At 66.0% G+C, this 23,033-nt stretch carries 22 protein-coding genes; 13 read left to right on the top strand and 9 right to left on the bottom strand.

Features of this window, described 5'->3' with window-relative positions; all coding sequences use genetic code 11:
- The first annotated feature begins 24 nt into the window (after positions 1–24).
- Together KDB67_RS05705 and radA are read left to right on the top strand one after the other, a co-directional pair.
- Positions 25–645, top strand: a complete 621-nt coding sequence (locus tag KDB67_RS05705) for a hypothetical protein (RefSeq protein ID WP_291013505.1) — start codon at positions 25–27, stop codon at positions 643–645.
- Between the two features lie 37 nt (positions 646–682).
- Positions 683–2,038 (top strand): DNA repair protein RadA, encoded by a 1,356-nt coding sequence (gene radA / locus KDB67_RS05700; protein WP_291013504.1) that lies wholly within the window; start codon positions 683–685, stop codon positions 2,036–2,038.
- Here radA and KDB67_RS05695 read toward each other — a convergent pair.
- Positions 2,016–2,495: a PaaI family thioesterase gene (locus KDB67_RS05695; RefSeq protein WP_291013503.1), complete on the bottom strand. Its 480-nt coding sequence runs from the start codon at positions 2,493–2,495 to the stop codon at positions 2,016–2,018. The genes radA and KDB67_RS05695 overlap by 23 nt on opposite strands.
- Before the next feature lie 43 nt (positions 2,496–2,538).
- On the opposite strand from KDB67_RS05695, the gene disA reads away from it, so the two are divergent.
- Positions 2,539–3,636: a DNA integrity scanning diadenylate cyclase DisA gene (gene disA / locus KDB67_RS05690; protein ID WP_291013501.1), complete on the top strand. Its 1,098-nt coding sequence runs from the start codon at positions 2,539–2,541 to the stop codon at positions 3,634–3,636.
- Between the two features lie 4 nt (positions 3,637–3,640).
- Here the strand turns inward: disA and KDB67_RS05685 are convergent, their stop codons facing one another.
- Positions 3,641–4,405 (bottom strand): hypothetical protein, encoded by a 765-nt coding sequence (locus KDB67_RS05685; protein ID WP_291013499.1) that lies wholly within the window; start codon positions 4,403–4,405, stop codon positions 3,641–3,643.
- Positions 4,406–4,477: 72 nt separating this feature from the next.
- Positions 4,478–5,116: a carbonic anhydrase gene (locus KDB67_RS05680; RefSeq protein WP_291013496.1), complete on the bottom strand. Its 639-nt coding sequence runs from the start codon at positions 5,114–5,116 to the stop codon at positions 4,478–4,480.
- Here KDB67_RS05680 and KDB67_RS05675 point away from each other — a divergent pair.
- Complete coding sequence (locus tag KDB67_RS05675) at positions 5,115–6,017, top strand: A/G-specific adenine glycosylase (protein ID WP_291013494.1); 903 nt, start codon at positions 5,115–5,117, stop codon at positions 6,015–6,017. The two genes, KDB67_RS05680 and KDB67_RS05675, sit on opposite strands and share 2 nt — an antisense overlap.
- A gap of 149 nt (positions 6,018–6,166) precedes the next feature.
- On the top strand, positions 6,167–7,270 hold the full coding sequence (locus KDB67_RS05670; RefSeq protein WP_291013491.1) for a hypothetical protein: 1,104 nt from the start codon (positions 6,167–6,169) through the stop codon (positions 7,268–7,270).
- Between the two features lie 70 nt (positions 7,271–7,340).
- Here the strand turns inward: KDB67_RS05670 and KDB67_RS05665 are convergent, their stop codons facing one another.
- Entirely contained in the window at positions 7,341–8,168 is an 828-nt protein-coding gene (locus tag KDB67_RS05665; RefSeq protein WP_291013528.1) for an alpha/beta hydrolase, read from the bottom strand.
- Positions 8,169–8,341: 173 nt separating this feature from the next.
- Here KDB67_RS05665 and KDB67_RS05660 point away from each other — a divergent pair, with 173 nt between their 5' ends.
- Both KDB67_RS05660 and KDB67_RS05655 read left to right on the top strand, forming a co-directional pair.
- Complete coding sequence (locus KDB67_RS05660; protein WP_291013489.1) at positions 8,342–8,650, top strand: antibiotic biosynthesis monooxygenase; 309 nt, start codon at positions 8,342–8,344, stop codon at positions 8,648–8,650.
- A gap of 10 nt (positions 8,651–8,660) precedes the next feature.
- Entirely contained in the window at positions 8,661–9,380 is a 720-nt protein-coding gene (locus KDB67_RS05655) for an LON peptidase substrate-binding domain-containing protein (protein WP_366851826.1), read from the top strand.
- Between the two features lie 71 nt (positions 9,381–9,451).
- On the opposite strand, the gene KDB67_RS05650 is transcribed toward KDB67_RS05655, so the two are convergent.
- Together KDB67_RS05650 and KDB67_RS05645 are read right to left on the bottom strand one after the other, a co-directional pair.
- Positions 9,452–10,675, bottom strand: coding sequence for a HipA domain-containing protein (locus KDB67_RS05650; protein ID WP_291013487.1), 1,224 nt, complete (start codon positions 10,673–10,675; stop codon positions 9,452–9,454).
- Positions 10,659–11,006 carry a helix-turn-helix domain-containing protein gene (locus KDB67_RS05645; protein ID WP_291013485.1) on the bottom strand — a complete coding sequence of 116 codons (348 nt, stop codon included), beginning with the start codon at positions 11,004–11,006 and terminating at the stop codon, positions 10,659–10,661. Before KDB67_RS05645 ends, KDB67_RS05650 begins: the two co-directional genes overlap by 17 nt.
- A 346-nt stretch (positions 11,007–11,352) precedes the next feature.
- Here KDB67_RS05645 and KDB67_RS05640 point away from each other — a divergent pair, with 346 nt between their 5' ends.
- Both KDB67_RS05640 and KDB67_RS05635 read left to right on the top strand, forming a co-directional pair.
- Positions 11,353–11,700: a trypco2 family protein gene (locus tag KDB67_RS05640; RefSeq protein ID WP_291013482.1), complete on the top strand. Its 348-nt coding sequence runs from the start codon at positions 11,353–11,355 to the stop codon at positions 11,698–11,700.
- Between the two features lie 21 nt (positions 11,701–11,721).
- Entirely contained in the window at positions 11,722–14,796 is a 3,075-nt protein-coding gene (locus KDB67_RS05635; RefSeq protein WP_291013479.1) for a tetratricopeptide repeat protein, read from the top strand.
- 88 nt (positions 14,797–14,884) lie between these two features.
- On the opposite strand, the gene KDB67_RS05630 is transcribed toward KDB67_RS05635, so the two are convergent.
- From KDB67_RS05630 to KDB67_RS05620, 3 genes are all read right to left on the bottom strand, one after another.
- Positions 14,885–15,667 (bottom strand): nucleotidyl transferase AbiEii/AbiGii toxin family protein, encoded by a 783-nt coding sequence (locus KDB67_RS05630; protein WP_291013477.1) that lies wholly within the window; start codon positions 15,665–15,667, stop codon positions 14,885–14,887.
- A gap of 65 nt (positions 15,668–15,732) precedes the next feature.
- Positions 15,733–16,287, bottom strand: coding sequence for a type IV toxin-antitoxin system AbiEi family antitoxin domain-containing protein (locus tag KDB67_RS05625; RefSeq protein WP_291013474.1), 555 nt, complete (start codon positions 16,285–16,287; stop codon positions 15,733–15,735).
- Positions 16,288–16,374: 87 nt separating this feature from the next.
- Positions 16,375–18,036: an ABC-F family ATP-binding cassette domain-containing protein gene (locus KDB67_RS05620; protein ID WP_291013471.1), complete on the bottom strand. Its 1,662-nt coding sequence runs from the start codon at positions 18,034–18,036 to the stop codon at positions 16,375–16,377.
- A 100-nt stretch (positions 18,037–18,136) separates the two neighbouring features.
- On the opposite strand from KDB67_RS05620, the gene KDB67_RS05615 reads away from it, so the two are divergent.
- The 4 genes from KDB67_RS05615 to KDB67_RS05600 all read left to right on the top strand — a co-directional run bounded on the left by KDB67_RS05615 (position 18,137) and on the right by KDB67_RS05600 (position 22,982).
- Complete coding sequence (locus tag KDB67_RS05615; protein ID WP_291013468.1) at positions 18,137–19,639, top strand: aldehyde dehydrogenase; 1,503 nt, start codon at positions 18,137–18,139, stop codon at positions 19,637–19,639.
- A 79-nt stretch (positions 19,640–19,718) separates the two neighbouring features.
- Entirely contained in the window at positions 19,719–20,774 is a 1,056-nt protein-coding gene (locus KDB67_RS05610; RefSeq protein WP_291013465.1) for a Rieske 2Fe-2S domain-containing protein, read from the top strand.
- A 27-nt stretch (positions 20,775–20,801) separates the two neighbouring features.
- Entirely contained in the window at positions 20,802–21,887 is a 1,086-nt protein-coding gene (locus KDB67_RS05605; RefSeq protein WP_291013462.1) for a dihydrodipicolinate reductase, read from the top strand.
- A 90-nt stretch (positions 21,888–21,977) separates the two neighbouring features.
- Complete coding sequence (locus KDB67_RS05600) at positions 21,978–22,982, top strand: enoyl-CoA hydratase/isomerase family protein (protein WP_291013459.1); 1,005 nt, start codon at positions 21,978–21,980, stop codon at positions 22,980–22,982.
- Positions 22,983–23,033 lie beyond the last annotated feature (51 nt).

Raw genomic sequence — 23,033 nt, 5'->3', positions numbered from 1 at the left:
CTTCAAAACAGGACACGGCGTCTGATGAGCGCCGCTGCCGTCGGCGCTTTCGGCCTGGCCATCGCGCTCGGCACCTCCGCCTGCGGCGCAGGTCAGGTGTCACAGACCACCAGCCAGGAACCGGCCGTCAACGGCGGCTCCGCCAAACTCGGCGCACTGCTGATCCGCGACGTCACATTCGTGTGGCCCACCGACGCCGAGGCCAGTGCCGAAGCCGGCGGACCCTACGACATCGCCTTCCTCATCAGCAACGAAAGCGCCACCGTCGCCGACAAACTGGTTGCGGTGACCCCCACTCGCGGCACCGTCACCATCACCGGCGACGCCACCATCAACCCGGGCAAGGCACTGCAGGCAGGTGAGTTCCCCGGCCTGGCCGAGGACACCACCAAGACGAGCGCCCCCAGCTCGGCGGCACCGTCCGCGTCTGCCTCCGCCACGAGCGAACCCGAATCAGAAGCCGGTGACAGCGACCACCTCAAGGTCACCCTCACCGGCGCCGGCGACACCGTGCGCGTCGGCGTCAGCACCCAGCTGACCTTCAAGTTCGAGAAGGCAGGCGAAGTGCGGGTCCAGGTGCCCCTCAACGCCGGCCCCGATCTCGAACGCCAGGACAAAGTCCGCGGCGGCGAAGCCGGGCACTAGATCAGCGATGTCGTAGGCGGAATCTAGGGTTGGCCCCGTGGCCAGACCGAAGATCAGCTATGCCTGTTCCGCCTGCGGTTTCGCACCGCCCAAATGGGTTGGCCGGTGCCCGGAATGCGGCGACTGGGGAACGATCGCCGAGAGCGGTCCGGCGCCGTCGTCACGGTCGGCCGCCTCGGTCGCGCCATCGAGCCCGGCCCGGCGGATCACCGACATCGACGCCACCACATCGGTCGCCGTGCCCACCGGTATCGGCGAGTTCGATCGGGTGCTCGGTTCGGGCGTGGTGCCCGGTTCGGTGATCCTGCTCGCCGGTGAGCCGGGCGTCGGCAAGTCCACGCTGCTGCTCGAAACGGTGAAACACTGGGCGCGGCGCGGCAACACCGCGCTGTACATCACCGGCGAGGAGTCGGCCGGGCAGGTCCGGTTACGGGCCGAACGCACCGACGCCGTCCACGAGAGCATCTTCCTGGCGTCCGAGACCGATCTCGCGACCATCCTCGGCCACGTCGACGCCGTCCGTCCCACCCTGCTGATCGTCGACTCGGTACAGACCGTGGTGGCCGGCGGCGTCGACGGAGTGACCGGCGGAGTCACCCAGATACGCGCTGTCACAACGGCTTTGGTGTCACTGGCCAAGAGTCGTGGGATCGCGGTGGTGCTCGTCGGCCATGTCACCAAGGACGGCAACCTCGCCGGCCCGCGGTCGCTGGAACATCTCGTCGACGTCGTGCTGTCGTTCGAGGGCGACAAACATTCGACGCTCCGCATGATCCGCGGCATCAAGAACCGGTTCGGCGCCTCCGACGAGGTGGGCTGTTTCGAGCAGCACGACGACGGCATCCACGAGGTGCCCGACCCGTCGGGAATCTTCCTGCATCAGCGGTCCGCGGACGTGTTCGGGTCGGTCACGATGGTGACGATGGACGGCAAACGCGCCCTCGTCGGAGAGGTGCAGGCCCTGGCCAACGGCGACGATCTGCACAATCCGCGGCGGGCGGTCTCCGGCCTCGACGCCCAGCGCATCGCGATGATCCTGGCGGTCCTGCAGGCCAACGGCTATCCGAAGGTCGGCAAGCAGGAGGTGTACGTGTCGACGGTCGGCGGCATGAAGGTCACCGAACCGGCGGTCGACCTGGCCGCGGCGCTGGCCGTGGCCTCGTTCGTCAAACGCTCACCTATCCCGCAGGACACCGTCGTCATCGGCGAGCTGGGGCTGGCCGGGGAGGTGCGCCGGGTCACCGGCATCGCCCGGCGGCTCGCGGAGGCCAAACGTCTCGGCTTCGCGCGGGCCATCATCCCCGCCGGAACCGACGAGAAACTTCCCGCCGGCATCCGGGCGATGCGCGTGAACAACCTGGGCGAAGCGATCAGCGCGGGCGCGGGACGATGAACAGGGCGTGCGCGATAGCCAGCTCCTGATCCGAATCAGCCGGACGCACAACGGCTTTGCTGTAGATCTTGCGGCCTTTCACCCCCAGCAGTTCAGCGGTGATGCGCACCGTCAACCCCACCGGCACGGGTTTGAGGTAGTCGAGTTCGAGGTGCCCGGTCACGGCGGCGCCGGTGGCGAGCTTGGGTACCGAGCCCAGGACCTCGTCGATCGCGGTGGCCAGGAGACCGCCGTGGATGACTCCGGGGCCGCCTTCCATCCACGGCTCGACCCGCAGATCGGCGTACACAGTGAAGCCCTCGCCGGCGATGGTGACGATGTGCAGACCGTGTGGAGTCCGTGGCCCGCATCCGTAGCACGAAGCGTTGTGTGAGCCCACCGGTTCGCCGGGCGGGGTGGCCTGCGGGTGTCGGGTGACCGGGTCGAGGTCGGCGGGCACGGCGAATTCACTTCTCATAGGTGGATACGCTATTGGTCGACTCACAAGGAGGTGGCACACGGTGCCCGACATTGACAAGCACGGGACCGCCCGCGAAGCGCTGACGCGGGAAACCCTGGCCCGTGTCGCACCGGGCACCGGGTTGCGTGACGGGCTCGAACGGATTCTGCGTGGCGGGACGGGCGCACTGATCGTGCTCGGCCACGACGAGGAGGTCGAGAAGATCTGCGACGGGGGTTTCCGGCTCGATGTCGGGTTCGCCCCCACCCGGCTGCGCGAGCTGGCCAAGATGGACGGCGCGGTGGTGCTGTCGACCGACGGTGAACGGATCCTGCGCGCCAACGTCCAGCTCGTCCCCGACCCGACGATCCCGACCGACGAATCCGGCACGCGTCATCGCGCCGCCGAACGCACCGCCGTCCAGACGGGACATCCGGTGATCTCGGTGAGCGCGTCGATGTCGATCGTGAGCATCTACGTCGACGGGGTGCGGCGGGTCGTCGAGAGCCCCGACCCGATCCTGTCGCGCGCCAACGTGGCCCTGTCGACGCTGGAACGGTACAAGTCACGCCTCGACGAGGTGATCTCGGCGCTCTCGCGCGCCGAGATCGAGGACTACGTGCTGCTGCGGGATGCGATGTCGACCGCGCAGCGCATGGAGATGGTGCGCCGGGTGTCGGTGGAGATCGAGGAGTACGTGCTCGAGCTCGGCGTCAACGGCCGCCAGGTGAGTCTGCAGCTCGAGGAGCTGATCCACGACAACGACACGATGCGTGAGCTGCTGGTCCGTGACTACTACGCGAGCCCTGAGCCGGCCACCACCGAGGAGGTGCGGCAGGCACTCGAAACTATCGAGAGCCTGTCCGACGCCGATCTGCTCGATCTGACGTTGCTGGCCGGCGCGTTCGGCTATCCCACCACCATCGACGCCCAGGACACCTCGATGCGCCCGCGCGGCTACCGTCTGCTGGCCCGGATTTCACGGCTGCAGTTCGCGCACGTCGACCGCCTGGTGCGCAGTTTCGGTTCACTGCAGGCCCTGCTGGCCAGTTCGTCGGCCGATCTACAGGCCGTCGAGGGCATCGGCAGCATCTGGGCCCGCCACATCCGCGAGGGCCTGTCCCGCCTGGCCGAATCCAGCATCGAACGCTACGAGTAGCCCATCAGTTACTGGCGGGGTTCACCATGTTGAAGGTGATGGGTGAGGATTCCTTCTGGCCGATCTTGCCGATGGCCTGATACTGGCCCGCGGGCACCGGGACGCGGGGCTTGTTGCAGCCCGGGTTGCTGGTGGTGCCGGACCAGGTGATGGTGTCGCGGACCTGCTGGGCGGGTTTGAGCACCCGGTTGTCGGGGGTCTTGACGGGCGAGCAGTCGCGAGCGGTCCAGAGGGTGCGGGTGCCGTCGAGGGTGCGCACTACGACGTCCTGGGCTGATTTGCCCACGTCGCGGGTGCATTCGCTGAGGCCCGCGTTGGTGACCACGATGGTGAACACGGGCTGGCTGCCGACGGTGTAGGTGGGTTTGTCGGTGTAGAGCACGACGGAGATGTTCTCGTCGGGGCACAGTCCGGACGCCGGTACCGGTCCGGGTGCGCTGGTGGTGCTGCCCGATGGTCTCGCGGTGCCCGATTCGCGGGATCGCACCGTTTCGCCGGCGGCCGCTCCGCCTCCGCCGCCGGTCCCGCCACCGGTGACGCGTTCGTCGATGCTTTCGTCAGCAGGTTCGGTGGTCCTGGCCGGTGGCTTGGACGCGGACGCCGATGCGGACGTCGAGCCCTTGGCACCATTCGATTTGGACTCGTCGCCGGTGGTGGTCCACACGATGAGTCCGATGATCACTGCCACCACGCCGAGCGCGATGACACCGGCGAGGATGCGGCGTCGCCAATACACTTCGGGAGGCAGGGGCCCGTGCGGTTCGATCACCCCGTAAACGCTATCGGCCACCCCCGGCCGCCGCGCTGACGTGACGCGGCGTGTCGAGGGTGAATCGATCCCCTACATGGGTTCGATGGTGACTTCGCCGATGTCGCCGAACACGCCGCGGACGTGGATCTTGCCTTGGTCGAGGTTGTAGGTGAGGCCGACGATGGCGAGTTTGCCGGAGTTGACGCGGTCGGAGATGATGCGGCTGCGCTGCATGAGGATGCGTCCGGTTTCAACGACGTGGCGGGCTTCGAATTCGTCGACGCGGGTCAGTCCTTCGCCGCGGCCTGCGAGGATGCTGGGGGCGACCTTCTCGACGACGTCGCGGATGTATCCAGTGGGGAGTTGGAGGTCATCGAGCGCGCTGAGGGTGGCGGAGATGGCGCCGCAGTTGTCGTGGCCGAGGATCACAATCAGCGGTACGTCGAGTTCCACGGGACCGTATTCGAGGGAACCGAGGACGGCGGAGTCGATGACGTGTCCGGCGGTGCGGACGACGAACATATCACCGAGGCCCTGGTCGAAGATGATCTCGGCAGCAAGGCGGGAGTCACCGCAGCCGAACAGCACGACGTGGGGGTGCTGGCCGCCGACGAGTCGTTCACGGTCCTCGATACCCTGACTGGGATGTATCGATTCTCCGGACACGAACCGTTCGTTACCTTCGCGCAGAACCCGCCAGGCGGCCCGCGGCGACAATCCCTGAGTCATGTCCTCTAGTGTGCCACCGGCCGCTGTGCTGGGCTGGTTTGATGTGCACCGGCGCGATCTTCCGTGGCGGGAGCCGGGCCGCAGCGGCTGGGAGATTCTCGTCAGCGAGATCATGTTGCAGCAGACCCCGGTGGCGCGGGTGCTCGGCCCGTGGACGGAGTGGGTGCAGCGCTGGCCTACTCCGTCGGCGATGGCCGCGGCCTCGCCCGGCGATGTGCTCAGGGCGTGGGGCAAGTTGGGTTATCCGCGCCGGGCATTGCGGTTGCACACCTGTGCGCAGGTGCTGGCGGCCGAATTCGGCGATGTGGTTCCCGACGATGTCGACACGTTGCTCTCGCTGCCCGGTATCGGTGACTACACGGCACGGGCGGTGGCGTGTTTCGCGTACGGGCGGGCGGTGCCGGTCGTCGATACGAATGTGCGTCGGGTGATCGCGCGGGCGGCGCACGGACGGGCGGAGCCGGGTAACCCCGCCAAGCGTGATCTCGACGATGCCGAGGTGTTGTTGCCGAGAGCCGCGGACGGTTCGTATTCGGTTGATGCGCCGATGTTTTCGGCCGCACTGATGGAGTTGGGCGCACTGGTGTGCACGGCCCGCAGTCCGCGCTGCGACGAGTGTCCGCTGACGGACTGCCGGTGGGTGCGGCGCGGCCGGCCGGCTCATTCCGGACCACCTCGCAGGACCCAGAAATTCGCGGGCACCGATCGTCAGGTGCGGGGATTGTTGCTCGATGTATTACGCGATTCGAACGATCCGGTGCCGCGTGGCAGCCTTGATGTGGTGTGGACCACCGATACCGCGCAACGTGATCGGGCGCTGGATTCATTGTTGTCGGACGGTCTCGTGGAGATCACCAAGGCCGGATTGTTCTGCCTCGCCGGTGAAGCCGATATTCGGTAGCGTGAATTATCCGGTGCCGCACGTGGGTTCACCCCATAGCAGGTTCGACACGGATCGTCGTCGTTTGAACTCCGATTCAGAGACGATCGAATGAAATGATTCCCCGGGGGGTACCCGCGGACTCACAGATATTGATACTGTCGCCAGCTATGACTTACCCCCCAACTCCTCCGCCGTCGGGTTCTTCGCCCGAAGGCAACGATCCCTACAAGGGCGGCAATCCGGGGCAGTACGGCCAACCCGGTTCGTACGGTCAGCCCGGCAGCCAGCCCAGTCCCGGTCAATACGGCCAGCCGGGCGGTGGCCAGTACGGCCAGCCCAATCCCGGTCAATACGGCCAACCCGGCGGCGGCCAATACGGCCAACCCAATCCCGGTCAATACGGCCAACCCGGCGGCGGCCAGTACGGCCAACCCGGCGGCGGCCAGTACGGCCAACCCAATCCCGGCCAGTACGGCCAGCCCGCGGGCGGTCAGCACAGCCAGCCGGCAGGTGGCCAGTACGGCCAGCCGGCCGGGCAGGGCGCCTACGGCGCACCCCAGTACGGCGCGGGTGGCTTCGGCGCATCGGGTGGCGCGGGCGTTCCGCAGAAGGTCGACGTGGGCACCGCCTTCAGCTGGGCATGGTCACAGTTCACCGCCAAGCTCGGTGTGCTGATCCTGCCGGGAATCGCGCTCATCGTCGGCATGGTCGTGGTCTACGCGGCGATGGTCGCCCTCATTCTCGGGTCGGCCAACAGTGACGGCGGCGGTGCCGGCCTGATCGGGATGTTCCTGATGTACGCGGTCATCATGGTCGTGGTCTTCTACATCCAGGCGGCCCTGATATCGGGCGTTCTCAAGATCGCCGACGGCGTCAACGTGACCGTGGCCGATGTGTTCGTACCGCGCAACATCGGTCCTGTGATCCTCACCGCGTTGCTGGTGATGGTGGCCAGCCTCATCGGCAGCATCGTGATCATCGGCAGCCTGGTGGTCGCGTTCTTCTGCCAGTTCGCGATCATCTTCGCCATCGACAAGAACCTGGCCCCCGTCGACGCCATCAAGGCCTCGTTCGAGCTGGTCAAGAACAACCTCGGCGACGCTCTCATCGCCCTCCTGATGGTGTGGGTGATCACCTTCGTCGGCGCACTGGCCTGTGGCGTCGGCATGATCGCCGCGTTCCCCGTCGCCCAGCTGTTCCTGGTGCACTGCTACCGCCGCATGACCGGCGGACATATCGCTCCCGCCCCGGGTGCCGCTCCCGCCTACTGACGGCTCGCGCCCGTCCCCTACCGAGAATCCCGGTGCCTCCCACAGGCACCGGGATTCTTCTTGCCGGGAGTCACCGCCCGGCCGGGCCGTCCGCCATATCGCTGTGTCTGCCCGGTCGCGGCTTGTTCATGGACAGAAACGCCTCGATCGCGCCGCGATAGAACTCGGGAGCGTCGTCGTGGACGAGGTGTCCGGCGCCGGGCACCTTCAGGTAGCGGGCGCGCGGATTGGTCCAGCACATGCGGCGCATCTGCCCGGGCGGGGTGACGCTGTACCCGGCCTCGATGACCAGTGTGGGTACGGTGACCGCGGCCCACTGGTCCCAGAAGTGGCGTCCGCCCCATTCCTCGGCGATGTCGGCCCAGACGTCGAGAGAACCGTGCAGCGCACCGTCATCGAACGCTTCGTAGAAGTAGCGGCCGGCGACCGGACCGAACATGGCGACGGCGGCGTCGAGCGATTCGAAGCGATCGGGCCAGCTGTTGAACCAGGGCGTCCATGATCGCGTGGTCTGACCACGGAAGTCGGGGGCCATGTCCTCGACGACGAGCGCGCTCACCATCTCCGGGTAGGCCGCGGCCGTGCACCAGGCGTGCAGCCCGCCCATTGAATGGCCGATGAGCACGGCGGGCCCGCGGTCGATCCAGGTGAGGATCTCGGCGACATCGGCGACGAATCGTTCGGTGGACAGTTCGGCCGGGTCGTCGGGGCCGTCCGGGTCGTCGGGGTCGGCACCGGTGTGGAAGGCGGCGTCGAAGGTGAACACGCGCCCGTATCGCCGCAGCCAAGGAATCTGCCTGCGCCAGGTGCGCCCTCGTCCCATCAGCCCGTGCAGCAGGACGATCGGGCCGAGCGGTCCGTCGTCGCCGCCGTGATCGAGCAACCCGATGTCCGCAATGTGCTTTTCCGGCGCGATGCTTTTCGGGACTGTGGTCACGGTCACCAGAATATTGGACGGTCGTCCGGTTGCGCCCGCACCACACCGCCCGCGCCACCCTGCCCCGCGCTCCACCGGGCGCACGGGCCCGCCGGACCTATCCGGAGCCGGTTCGCGGCAGTAGGGTGTTCGGCATGGCAGTGGTGAAGATCAACGCGATCAGGATTCCCGAGGGCGCCGGCCCCGAACTGGAGAAGCGGTTCCATGCCCGCGCACACTCGGTCGACGGCTCTCCCGGTTTCCTCGGTTTCCAGCTCTTGCGCCCGGTCAAGGGCGAGGACCGCTACTTCGTGGTCACCAATTGGGAGACCGAGGAGGACTTCCGGAACTGGGCGTCGGGTCCGGCCCGGGCGGCCCACGCGGGTGAGCAGCGCAATCCTGTCGCCTCCGGTGCCGATCTGCTCGAGTTCGAGGTCGTGATCGACCAGAAGCCCACCTCGTAGGGAGGTCTGCGTGGACCGGTGGGAGCCCGCGACCATCCCGATGTTCCCGCTGGGCCGCGCGTTACTGCCCGGGGAGTCGTTGCCGCTGAGGATCTTTGAGCCGCGCTATCGGATGCTGCTCACCGACACCCTCGATGAGTACCGGACGTTGCTCGATCGCCGCGAGGAGGATCCGCGGGCACCCGAGCCGGTGTTGCGGCCACCGGGTTTCGGAGTGGTGCTGATCTCCCAGGGGCACGAGGTCGGCGGCGGCGACGCCCGCTACGACGTCGGCACCTACGCCGACATCGCCCAGATGTCCCGCCGCCCCGACGGTCAGGCGGCGCTGAGCTGTGTGGGCGGCAACCGTTTCCGCGTCGTCGAGTGGTTGCCCGAGGCACCGTACCCGCGGGCGACGGTGCAACCACTGCCCACTCCCCCGGTGACCATCGAGCATCGGGCGGCGTTCGGATTGCTGTGCGCCCGGGTGTCGACGCTGCTGGAGGACTTCGCCGACGCCCGTGGTGTCGCGGCCATCGAGCTCAACCCGGTCGAGCGCCTGGTGATCGATCTGACGTCCCTCGACGCCGACCTCGCCGTCGAGCTGGGAGTGGCCGGCTGGGCCGCGCGCCTGCCGATCGGATCGTCGGACAGGCAGTCGGTTCTCGAAGCCGACGACGCCGACACCCAACTCCGCATCCTCGACGACGCCATCGACGGCCTGGCCGCGGCGGTGGCGTTCTCGAAGTAGCCGCCGGCGCCACACACCTTGCTGCCGGTTCCGGATTCCAGAACCGGCAGCAAAGTTCTCAGCGGAGGCAATCACAATCCCCGGATGCTGCCCGGATTGAGGAACTGACGACCCAGCAGCACCGCACGCTCTGCCTGCGTGAGTTGTGCAACGTCGGCGGCGGAGTCCCAGTTGTCGTGTATCGCCGTGACAACAGCCTGGGCGACGTCGTGGCCGCGCCGGCGTGACAGCCCGTACTCGCCGCAATACCTCACCAGGGTCGCCAAATTACTGTCCCGTTGACCGTCCGCGCCATACGCAATCGCCTGGCTTGCGGTTTCACCGGTGCGGCTCATCGGCGAGAGGTCGTATGCGGGGGTGAGAGCGAGTGCCCGGCCATCCCAGAACGCGGCATGGTTCCGCAGATGGTCATCGGTATTGCTGATCGCGATATTGAACGCGACACGCCGGAACAATTCCTCACCGGCATCGGAACCCGATTCCCGCAGCGACGCCAGCAGGTCGACGTAGCTGCCGTACCGTGCGGTCATCTCACCGAGACCGGACAGCGTCAGAGCCGACACCACCGGGATACGTCTACCACCACCCGGACGGTCGAAACGCTCGATGAGCAGCGCGTCCCGTCCGGCCGCCCGCACCAGCCGCGCGGCCGGAACATCCAGGCCCACGTGCCGGGCCAGTTCGATACTCGCGGCTTCCGCTTTGACCACAGGCAGGATGTCGTCGGACGTACTGAACTTCGCGAGCAGTTCGGTGTCGCCGTCCGCAATGAGCGCTTTGGGGTGCGCGCCACCCATCGAAGTGCCGTGTACGAGCGCCGAGGCGAGCGCCACAGGCAACTCGCCGCCTTCGTCGACGATCTGTGCGGCCCTGCCCAATTCGTCGAGGCTCGCCGTATCCGTGCGCGAGACATAGCGCGTTGCACTCGCCTGGAAATCAATGGCCCCCAGACGATTCGAACCCGACGCCAGTAGGTAGGTGAGTTCGGTGAGATCTCCGGTCTCGACATCGCGACCCCGTGCATCGGTCAGCGCGTGCAGGATCACGCGCCTGCCCCACGCATCCGGCGCACCATCACGGAGCGCACCGGGCATGCCGAGGTCAGCGTCCGGACCGAACTCGTCCGTCGTCAGTGGTAGCGACGGCGCCAGACTGATCGCGTCATGCCGGGCAAGGTAACCGCGCCCATAGCCGAACCAGAGTCCGTCGGAACGCAACTCAAGGCGGCCCGCAGGGACCGGCTCGGCACTGCCCGGGAGCCACACCCACACGAAGGCTTCAGAAGTCGAGGTCATCGTCACTCATTCGACGTCTCGGCTTGTCCACCCGCGACGGCAGCAGAGCGACACGATCTTCGGCGCGCGCTCGCATCGCGGCGAGCTCCGCACGATCGGCTGCCCCGAACAACGGCACCCCGGCGATGGCGGCCACGCTGAGCACATTACCTATCCCCACCGCCGGCGCACCGTTCTCGATCTGCGTGATGGTGTAGCGCGACACTCCGGCAGCCTCAGCGAGATCGTCGCCGGTCCACCGCTTCTCGACGCGGGCGGCGCGCACCTGCGCACCGAGAATACGCAGCGCCTCCCGGGCGGCCGGATGCAGACTCGACTGCTGTCTACCCATCCATACCTCCCAATAGATTAGGAACAATGGCAGATACTACTAATCTATTGGTACTCAGTCAGCAATCGCAATCAAGTTGGCGATCCGCAAGAGTGCGCTGGCGACGGCATGCGCACAACATTCGATCTCAACCCCGCCGTGTTGGCAGTTGCACGATCCCGGGTGCGCACTGGCCGGGTGTGTGGCGCTGGCCGGCGAATAGTGCCGACGCGACCACGGCTGACGCTATCCTGCGAGAGGATGTTCTTTCCGGATTCACAGGACTTGACGAATTCGACCCGCGCGGGCGGGAGAAAATGCGGTGGCGATGGCTCATCAGACAGACCCTCAACGGCTGCAGGGTCGGGTGGCATTGTCAGAGGCGATCGACTCATTACGTGATGAGTTGGCGCGGTCGATGTGGAACGGTCGCACTCCTTACTTCGATGAGGACGGCAGCGAGTATCTGTTGCAGTTCAAACCCTCGGAGATCGAGGTGACGCTGAACATCGATTTCTCGGTGACCGGCGAGGCCGAAGCCGGCATCAAGTGGTGGTTGGTGAACGCGTCAGCGAAAGGGTCGGCTACGAGTTCGGCCACGCAGACGATCAAGCTGTCACTGAACCCGGTCCGTGTCGACGCCCGGACCGGTGAGGCAACCGAAATCCTCATCGACGGACCTGTAACCGACGATGACGCAACCGAATATCACTGATCGGGGGCGGTGGCCGCGAGTATGACCGGAGATCCTGGCGACACCACCCGACCGTCGGCGCGGGCGACGTACATCGAGTACACCCATGTGGGTGAGGTAAGGCGCGGCTCGGGTATCCACATCGGGGACACCTACATCCTGACCGCCGGCCATTGCGCACCCGGCGACGATATTCAGGTGCGTGTCGACGGCAATCTGTCGGCGGCTATTGTCGTGTGGCGCAGTGACAACGACGATGTCGATCTCGCGATCCTTGATGCCGCTGACCTTGAGCCTGTCGCCACTCTGGGATTCGCTCGGCTGAGCGACGACTCCGATGCCCGTGTCCCGGCGGTCGCCTACGGCTTTCCGCACTGGAAGGGACAGCATGTGGCCGATACCGACGGCCATATCCCGCTTGCGGAAAGACAGCACGCCTTCGACGGTCACCGAGACTGGTCAGGGACCTACCGAATCACGCAACCCCCAACTGACGCACCACCTTTGACCGGTGACACCGTCAAGACCGGTTGGGCAGGCTTCTCGGGCACAGCGGTGCTCCATCCCGATTCCGGACACGTGCTGGGTGTGATCCGTGGGCATATCCTCCAAGCCGGCACCGGCAACCTCACGATGACACCGGTTCATGCGATCGATCTGCTGCAACCAGATTCGAAGGCCAGATTCTGCGAGATCCTCGGCATCGGCTTACCCGACACGTGGGTTGTCGCCGGCACACCACCGAGGCAGGGGTTGTCGGTGGGGCCGATCCCGCTATACCCTCGCGGGTATATCGAACGGCCACAGGTCATTTCACTGATCGAGCAACTCAACGCTACTGCGGGCGTATCGGTGGTGTATGCGCTGTCAGGGATGCGTGGTGTCGGTAAGACACAGGTCGCCGCAGCGGTCGCGCGTGACTGCCGTAGCCGGGGCTGGGACCTCGTCGGATGGATCAACGCAGAGTCTGCCGACACTATCCTCACCGACCTGGCGGTGGTCGCCGACGCTCTCGGCGTGGCAGACCCCGACGGTAACCCGCAGGGATCCGCCGAACGGCTACGCAACCATCTTTCGAGCGATTCGGGCCGAAATCTTCTCGTGTTCGACAACGCGACCGACCCCGACACCCTGCGCGGCTACCTTCCATCGGGTTCGACCCGGACCCTCATCACCACCACCGACAAAGGATTCGCCCACTACAGCGACAACGGCAACCACGTCGAATTGGGTGTCTACGACCGCGATCAATCGATCGCCTACCTCGACACGGTGACCGCCCTGGCAGACCCGGTCGGCGCCGACATGCTGGCCGAGGACCTCGGCGATCTCGCTCTCGCCCTTGCTGCTGCCGCCGCCACTATCGCCCGTCGGCGTTACACCTACGACAAGTATTCGACAATTCTGACCAACTACCCGCTCAGATCTGCCCTCAAGAGAACCCCAGGGCAGGACTATCCAGGTTGCGCAGTCGAAGCCCTGAGCCTGGCCGTCGACACCGTCGAACCGCTCAGCCAACACATCGCCGGCGTCGTCGCAGTACTCGCCCCCGACGGCGTCGATCAACGCATCCTGCTGGCCCTCGCCACAACCAGCGAAGACATCGACGAACTTGATGTCGAGGACGCCATCGACGACCTTTGCGGACTGTCCCTGCTGACCTACACCGACGACAACACCCTGGTCATGCATCGCCTCACCGCCCGCGTCATCCGCGAACGCGGCACCCCAGCCCAGCTGACCGACGCCATTGCCGACGCCAGTGCAGCACTGTGGCATGTCTTCCCCGATTCCGCGGACACGTGGAGTCAGAGAGCTTTCGGCGCGCATCTGACCCCGCACGTCGAAGCCCTTTCGAACCGTGTACAGATGTCCGACCAGCCGACAGACCTATCCAAAATTCTATTCCCGCTGAGAATGTGGGTTGTAAACAACCGCCGTAAATGCGCGGACCTCGCCACCGCAATCCGCGCCGGAACCAGGTTGGTGACCGACAGCGAGCGTGTCCTCGGAGCCGGCAATCCCGATACTCTGACCTACCGCAATGAACTAGCCGGGGCCTATATGTCGGCCGGACGCCTTACCGAGGCCATCGCCTTGTATGAAGACACGCTCACCGATCGTGAGCATGTTCTTGGGGCTGACCACCCCGATACTCTGAACTCCCGCAACAATCTCGCCGTCGCCTACTCGGAAGCCGGACGCCTGACCGAAGCCATCACCAGGTACGAAGGCATTCTCGCCGACAGTGAGCACATTTTCGGCCCTGACAACCTCATCACCTTGGCCACCCGCAACAACCTCGCCGACGCCTACTCAGAAGCCGGACGCCTTACCGAAGCCATCGCGCAATTCGAGGTCGCTCTCGCCGACAGTGATCGTATTCTCGGACCCGACCACCCCATCACCCTGACCACCCGCAACAACCTCGCCGTCGCCAAACGAGCGGGTGGTGATCTCACCGAGGCTATCGCTCTGCACGAGGACACTCTCACCAATCGCGTACATGGTCTCGGAGCTGACCACCCAGAAGTCTTGGCCACCCGCAGTTACCTCGCCGGTGCCTACGAGTCGGCTGGGCGCCTCGCCGAGGCAATCATCATGTACCAGGACACCCTCACCGACCGCGAACGAGTCCTCGGACCCGACCACCCCGACACCCTGACCACCCGCAACAACCTCGCAGGCGCCTACCGGGCGGTTGGGCACCTCGCTGAGGCCATCACCCTGTACGAGGACATACTCGCCGACCGCGAACGAGTCCTCGGACCCGACCACCCCGACACTCTGACTTCCCGCAACAACCTCGCTGAGGCCTATGGGGCGGCGGGGCGTCTGCCCGAGGCCATCACCCTGCACCAGGACACCCTCACCGACCGCGAACGAGTCCTCGGACCCGACCACCCCAACACCCTGACCACCCGCAACAACCTCGCAGGCATGTACTTTCAAGTGGGCCGTCTGGCCGAGGCCATCACTCTCTACGAGGAGACTGTCTCCGGTTGCGAACGTGTGCTCCGGTCTGACCACCCTGACACCGCGATTACTCGCGACAACCTTGTGGCCGCATATCGCGCCGCCGGGAGAGACAACGACGCGGACCGCCTTCTCGGCTGACAGCGCGGCGTCCACCTCAGTGGTCTCGCCTACAAGGCATCACCGTCGACATTTGACTCTAGCCGTGACCGGTCACGGCTCTCGCGGGCTACCCAGGTCCGAGGGCAAACACGGGATCGAGGTAAGACGCGACGAGAGTGGCCTGGTCATCGAGGTTCGCTTCGCACACCGCCTCGAGTCGCTCTTTTCGCCGCCAAGCGGCCCATTTGGCCTGGCCGATTGCCGCATAGCCCGCCAGGTGCGTGCCGACCGGCTCAAGCGTCACGCCGCGATAGCGGGCTACGGCCCGAGCCGAGCGAAGCAGTTCGTCGGCATCGACGCCCGTCCGGGCGAGCTGGACGATGTCGACGTAGTCGCGCCACCGAGTGCTGGTGATGCCGCGTTCGAGGATGGTCACGCCCTTTTCCGCGATCGTGGTCTCCGGCGCGTAGCCGAGAAGTTCAATTGGGTCACCAAGGATTCGATCGATACGTACCCGCCGGGGCGCGGGCACAATCGGGTCTCCGGTGGAGACGTCCCACAGGGCGACTCCCTGCCACGAACCTATGTTCGCCTTCACCCGCACTCGCAGGCCGGGATACTCCGCCCGTTCGCGAATCTCTTGCACGGTGATCGTGTCAATGTCGAAGACGACGCCGTCATCAACCGCCGCATCTGCGACGTCACGGACAACTTCGGCAACGTGTGCAGCGGTGACGTCGGCACTGATCGCGTTCGCATCAGCGTCTTTGGTAGGACGGCGCACGCCGTACGCGGCAAGTAGAATTCCGCCCTTGAGCACGTAGTCATCGGCATGACTCGTACGGGTGAGCCGCTCGAGGAACGACTCGAGTACATGACGAATCAGGTACTCCTGAGTCGGCGCGGCCACCCCGGTCTTCGCTGCGGTCGAGCGCGCCGTCGCCTGAATACTCCGGAACGCGGCGTCCCCTGAACTCATGTCAGTATCTCCAGTGCTCGCAGGATCGGCCCTTTGGCCCGGGGTAGCCGGGTCGCGAGCTCCATCAGCCTGGCGGGTTTGCCGCCCCGCCGTAGCCACTCTTTGAGCGCGTCTCGGCCGATCTCGTACCCGATATCACCTCGTAGCCGGAACGCGTCCGCTATGGACCGCTCGGGCGAGTACAGGCCGATCGTCAGATCAGTGTCACCGATCGTGACTTCACCACGACCGAGGTCGAAAGTTGACTGGTCAAAGGTATGCCAGGTGATAGCCGATTCGGTGGCGGGGATGCGTGCACCGCGCGGAATCGCGATATCAAGGGCTGCCGGGATCGCGTCGGTCAGGTCGTGGTGCGCCAACGCCGAGATCAGGCAGATCGTTGCGTCCGGCCTTCGTGTCGCAGCTTCGAGCCATTCCCAGTCCGTCGCGGAGTCGGCGGATGCGTACACACCGCGTGCGATCCGTTCGTAGCGGCCGGCCCGGGTAGCACGATAGAGGCCGCTGCGCGACAGTCCGTCGCGGTCGGCCGTGCTCGGCGTCACCGTCGTCATACTCACCCCTCTCTCGTGAAACGAGACGCATACAGATAATGATACCTGACGACGATCCGTTTCGAGAAGAGTCGCCCTTACCAAGTCCTACCGCTCGGTGACGTGGCCGTTCTCGACGTGCCAGTGGCGGTCGGTTCGTACGTTGTCGAGCATGCGGCGGTCGTGGGTGACCAGAAGGACTGTGCCGTCGTAGGAGTCCAGGGCCGACTCGAGTTGTTCGATGGCGGGCAGGTCGAGGTGGTTGGTGGGTTCGTCGAGAACCAGGACGTTGACGCCGCGGGCCTGAAGCAGGGCCATGCCTGCGCGGGTGCGCTCACCCGGGGACAGTTCGGCGGAGGGGCGGCCGACGTGGTCGGCGCGCAGGCCGAACTTGGCCAGCAGGGTGCGGATGTCGGCGATCGACATGTCGGGCATCAGGTGTTCGAAACGGTCGGTCAATTTCTCGGGTCCGTTGAATTGGCCACGCGCCTGGTCGATTTCGCCGATGGCGACATTGGTTCCGAGGGTGGCCGTTCCCTCGTCGGGTGCGTTGTGACACAACAGGACTCGCAGTAGCGTGGTCTTTCCGGCACCGTTGGGGCCGGTGATGCCGATCCGTTCGCCCGCGTTCACCTGCAGCGACACCGGGCCGAAGGTGAAATCTCCTTGCCGCACAACGGCATTGTTGAGGGTGGCGACCACCGAGCTCGATCGCGGAGCGGTACCGATCGAGAATTCGAGGACCCATTCCTTACGCGGTTCCTCCACCTCGTCCAGGCGGGCGATGCGGCTTTCCATCTGCCGCACCTTCTGTGCCTGCTTCTCGCTCGATTCGGTGGCTGCGCGGCGGCGGATCTTGTCGTTGTCGGGGGATTTACGCATCGCGTTGCGCACGCCCTGGCTCGACCATTCGCGTTGTTTTCGGGCCCGGGCGACCAGATCCGCTTTCTGTTCGGCGAATTCCTCGTACGCCTCGCGTTTGTGCCGCCGCGCCACATCGCGTTCGTCGAGATAGCTGTCGTAGCCGCCGCCGTAGACGGTGTTGGTGTGCTGGGCGAGGTCGAGTTCGAGGACGCGGGTCACGCTGCGGGACAGGAACTCCCGGTCGTGACTGACCAGTACCACACCGCCGCGCAGGCCGCGCACCACGTCTTCGAGCCGGGCCAGGCCGTCGAGGTCGAGGTCGTTGGTGGGTTCGTCGAGCAACACGACGTCGAAGCGCGAACACAGCAGCGCGGCCAGCCCGACGCGGGCGGCCTGCCCACCCGAGAGCGAGGTCATCAGCGCCGATCCAGGGTCGATGCCGTCAGAATCGAGACCCAGTTCGGCGAGCACCGCCGGCAGCCGTTCGTCGAGGTCGGCGGCGCCGGTGGCGAGCCAGTGGTCGAGGGCTGCGGCGTAGATGTCGTTGGGATCCTCGCCGCCGGACGGGGCCGGGTCCGACAATGCCTCGGCAGCCGTGTCCATCCGTAGGGTCGCGGTCGCACAGCCGGTGCGCCGGGCCACGTACTGCGCGACCGTCTCCCCCGCGACACGCTCATGCTCCTGCGGCAACCAGCCGACGAACGCGTCGGGCGGGGTCCGCGACACCGTCCCCTCCAGCGGCGCGAGATCACCCGCGAGGATCCGCAGCAGCGTCGTCTTCCCCGCGCCGTTCGCACCGACGACTCCGATCACGTCACCGGGCGCGACGGTCAGGTCGAGATTGTCGAACAGGACGCGGTGGGCGTAACCACCGGCAAGGACCTTGGCGACGAGGGTTGCGGTCATGGGCACCATCGTCGCACCGGACCGGCGTCTACCCACAAAGTAGAACGTGTTCTAGTATGACCTGTGTAGTGGGTCACAACACATCAGGGAGCGCACTTCAATGACTGACACCGTCGAGTCCGCAGCAACAGCCATCACCGGCGGCGGCGACCAGAACCAGCTCTACATCGGCGGCCGGTGGGTCGAACCCCACTCCACCGCCACCCTCGAAGTCTTCTCCCCCGCCACCGGAGTCCGCGTCGGCTCCACCCCCGAGGCCGACGCCACCGACGTCGACGCCGCGGTCAAGGCCGCCCGCGCGAGCTTCGACTCCGGCATCTGGAGCAGTGTCTCACCCGCCGAACGCGCCGACGTCCTCGACCGCGCCGCCGCGCTGATCGAGGAGCGCAGCGCCGAGATCACCGCCCTGGTGTCGGCCGAGATGGGTGCGCCACCAGCGGCCGTCGCCACGCTGCAGCAGCTTCCGGGCACCGGCGTGCTGCGTGCCTACGCCCAGTCCGCCCGCGACTACGCGTGGGTCGAATACCGCCAGGGCCTGTTCGGCACCACCCGCATCACCCGCGAACCGGCCGGCGTGGTCGGCGCGATCACCGCCTGGAACGTCCCACTGTTCCTGGTGTGCAACAAGTTCGGAGCCGCGCTGGCCGCCGGCTGCTCCATCGTGCTCAAGCCCGCCCCCGAAACCCCGCTGGTCGCAAACTACCTCGCCGAACTGATGGCCGAGGCAGGCGTACCCGAAGGCGTGATCTCGGTGGTGCCGGGCGGCGCCGACACCGGCAAGGCCCTCGTCGACCATCCCGGCGTCGACAAGATCACCTTCACCGGCTCCACCGCGGCCGGTAAGGCGATCGGTGCCGCCTGTGCGCAGAACCTCAAACGGTGCTCGCTGGAACTGGGCGGCAAGTCGGCCGCGATCGTCCTCGACGACGTCGACATCGCCGCCAACGGCTACATGCTCACATTTTTCGGCCTGTTCAACACCGGCCAGGCGTGCGTCGCGCAGACCCGCGTCCTGGTGCCGCGCAGCCGCCACGACGAGATCGTCGATGCGATGGTGGCCGCCGCCCAGACGATGACCGTCGGCATTCCCGACGATCCGGCCGCCCAGCTCGGCCCGGTGATCAGCGAACGCCAGCGGCAACGCATCGAGGGCTACATCGAGGCCGGCAAGGCGGCAGGCGCCACCGCGGTTCTCGACGGCGGTCGTCCGGAAGGTCTCGACGACGGCTTCTTCCTCAAGCCGACAATCTTCACCGGCGTCACCAACGACATGGTGATCGCGCGGGAGGAGATCTTCGGACCCGTCATCTCGGTCATCGCCTACGACGACGTCGACGAGGCCATCGCCATCGCCAACGACTCCGACTACGGCCTGGCCGGTTCGGTGTGGACCGCCGACGTCGAACGTGGCATCGCGATCTCCGAGAAGATCCGCACCGGCACCTTCGGCGTCAACTTCTACGCCATCGACCCGGGCTCCCCGTTCGGCGGCTACAAGAACTCCGGCATCGGCCGCGAATGCGGACCCGAGGGTCTCGAAGCGTTCATCGAGCACAAGTCGACGATGCTGCCTGCCGGCTATCAGGTGCCGCAGGATTCCTGAACCCCCGATCGACCGCCGACCCTCCGAGAGTCGGCGGTCGCTTCGTATCACCCGCTCACGCATCGGAAGGATTCGGCGCATGGCACCGCCACCACTGTCGATGGAACCGACCGGCTGGTTCCAGGTCGCCTGGTCGCCGGAGATCACCGTCGGTGCGGTCCACAAGATGAAGTACTTCGGCCGGGAGATGGTGGCCTGGCGGTCCGCATCGGGCCGGGTGTCGGTGTTCGACGCCTATTGCGAGCACCTCGGTGCGCACCTCGGATACGGCGGGCACGTCGAGGGCGAGAATCTGGTCTGCCCGTTCCACGGCTGGGAATGGAATGCCGACGGCCGCAATGTGTGTGTGCCGTACGAGAAGCACCCCAACAAGGGCCGCCGGATCCGCAGCTATCCGACCGTCGAACGCAATGCGGCCGTGTGGATCTGGTACGACGTTGAGCGCCGGGAACCGTATTTCGATGTGCCCGACATATTCGCTGATTTTTCCGATGGTAAGACCGCCGACGACTACTATCCGCCGATTCCCGCCGCGACCCTCTACCGTCCCGGTCTGGAGCTGCATCCGCAGTACGTGATGGAGAACGGCGTCGACTTCGCGCACTTCAAGTTCGTGCACAAGACGCCGTTCATGCCCGAGTTCACCCGCCACGATTTCGGTGGCCCCGTGTCGTACGTCGACTTCACCATCGCCTTCGAGGAAGGTGCCACACTCGAATCAGCCACCAGCGGAGTCGAATCCATCAACGCCGGGCTCGGTGTGTCGGTGACCCGCAGCTGGGGGATGATCGACAATCGCACGATGCCGGCCGTCACCCCCGTCGACGAGACCACCTCCGACGTCCGATTCACCGTGTGGATCGGACGCAAGCCGGGTGAGGAAGACACGCCGGGCATCACCAAGTACGGAGAAGTCATGGCGGGCTTCGTGATCGAGCAGTTCGAGGCCGATATCCACATCTGGTCCCACCAGCGGTACTCCGACCCACCGGCCCTGTCCCGCAAGGAGTTCGCCGGATTCCGCGCGCTGCGCCAATGGGCCACCCAGTTCTATCCGGAATCCGAGGAACTCGTGACCGTGCCGCGGTCCGAACTCGACCGGCTCCGCGCCGCAGCAGCACTGGGCAGTGCGTAACCCCACAACCATCCCGAGAGGACTCCCATGGCAAACCCGGACAAGATCCGCGTATTCCAGGTCGCCACAGGCAATCTGGGCACCGAGACCATCGGCCGCATCCAGCGCCACCCCGATCTCGAACTCGTCGGCCTGCACTGCTATTCGCCCGAGAAGATCGGCCGTGACGCCGGCGAGATCGTCGGCATCGACCCGGTCAGGGTCACCGCGACCGGCACCGTCGAGGAGATCATCGCCGTCGCACCCGATGTGCTCACCTTCCACGGCGTCTTCCCCGACGAAGACCTGTACGTGAAGGTTCTGGAAGCCGGGATCAACATCGTCACCACCGCCGACTGGATCACCGGATACCACCGCGACACAAACCATCCGCATCCGTCGGGCCGCAAGGTGTCCGAGCTGATCGCCGAGGCCTGCGAACGCGGCGGCTCCACGTTCTACGGATCGGGCATGAATCCCGGCCTCAATCAGATCCTCGGCATCGTGCACACCGCCGATGTCGCTGAGATCGAACACATCTCGGTCACCGAATCGGTCGATGTGTCCTGCCACCATTCGGTGGACACCTGGAAGGCGGTCGGCTACGGCCGGCCCGTCGACGACCCGACCATCCCCGATTCGCTGTACAAGTACACCGCGGTGTTCGCCGACTCGGTGTACCTGATGGCCGACGCCTTCGGCCTCGAACTCGACGAGGTGCGCTTCACCTACGAATTGGGCGCCTGCACAAAGGATGTCGACCTCGGCTGGTACCAGTTGCCGAAGGGTTCGCTCGGCGGCAACTTCATCAGCTATCAGGGCGTCGTCGACGGGGTGACCCGCATCGAGTCGAACCTCGAATGGCAGATGACCCCGCACACCGATCCGTCGTGGGATATCAAGGGCTGCTACATCACCCAGATCACCGGCGACCCGATGGTCTACAGCAAGCACATGATCTTCCCGCCTAAGGGCATGGATCTGTCGAACGTGGACAACTTCGCCAAGATCGGCATGACGGTCACCGGTATGCCTCCACTCAACGCGCTGCGTTCAGTGGTCGCGGCCCGGCCGGGCATCATCACCAGCAACGACCTGCCACTGCGGGCATTCGCGGGACGGTTCAAGGGGTGAGCGTGTCCTAAACCCCACCGCTGCGCCCCGGCATCGCAATTATTGTCATGCCGAGGCGCAGCGGTGGGGTTTGTGGCGCACAATGATCCAATGTCCGCCGCCATCCGCATCGTCGACACCACATCCGGCCCGGAACCGGGCGAGGTGACGTCGTTCGGCGTCCCCATCGTGGCCATCGCCGACGACCTCACCGCGCCGGATACCGAATACTGGCTCGACAAAGCAACTTTCACACTCACCACCAGGAAAACCGACGACCGGCGCGCCGTCACCGTCTCCGACCCGCATGCGACCGCCACCGACATCGCCGGCCGGGTCACCGAATCCCCGATCACGACAGCCACCTGCGACGACGTCCTGCGCGCCATCGACACACACGCCGACCTGCGACCGGCGCTCACCGTCGAATCCCTGGCCTATTCGACGCTGCAGGCCGGTCCGGAGTTCGCCCGCTGGCTGGCCGCGCGCGGCCCGTCGACCGCCCGCCCCGACGAGTCCACCCCCCTGCGCTATCACCGCGACGGCAACACCCTACACATCGAATTCCATCGCCCCCACCGTCACAACGCCTTCAACGACGGTATGCGGGCCCTGCTCATCGAAGCCCTGAACCTGGCGCACCTCGACCCGTCGATCACCGCCGTCGAGCTGACCGGCAGCGGCAAATCCTTTTGCAGCGGTGGCGATCTCGCCGACTTTGGCGGATTCGACGACCCCGCGTCGGCACATCTGGCCCGAACCCGCCACTCCCCCGCCCTGGGCCTGTTCGCACTCCGACAACGCCTCGGCCCGGCCCTGCGCGCCCACCTCCACGGTCAGGTCCTCGGCAGCGGCCTGGAGATGGCCGCATTCTGCGGCACTGTCTCCGCCCACCCCGACACCGTCCTCGGGCTCCCCGAACTATCCGTCGGCCTCGTCCCCGGAGCCGGCGGAATGTTCAGCGTCCCAAGACGAATCGGCCGCCACCGCACCGCCTACCTGGTTCTCTCCGGCAAGACCCTCGACTCCGCCACCGCCCTCGAGTGGGGCCTCATCGACGAGATCACCCAGACCTCAATCTCGTTGGGAGCCAAAAGGTCACCGGACCCTTCGTGACGCGGTCGGCTCCTTCGTCGCGCGACTGCTCCTCAGGGATCAAGAAGATCC

This window comes from Gordonia sp. (in: high G+C Gram-positive bacteria) (assembly GCF_020438995.1).
Classification (GTDB): Bacteria; Actinomycetota; Actinomycetes; order Mycobacteriales; family Mycobacteriaceae; genus Gordonia.
The sequence above is the reverse complement of the archived record's forward strand: the minus strand, read 5'-3'. Positions and strand labels throughout refer to the sequence as shown.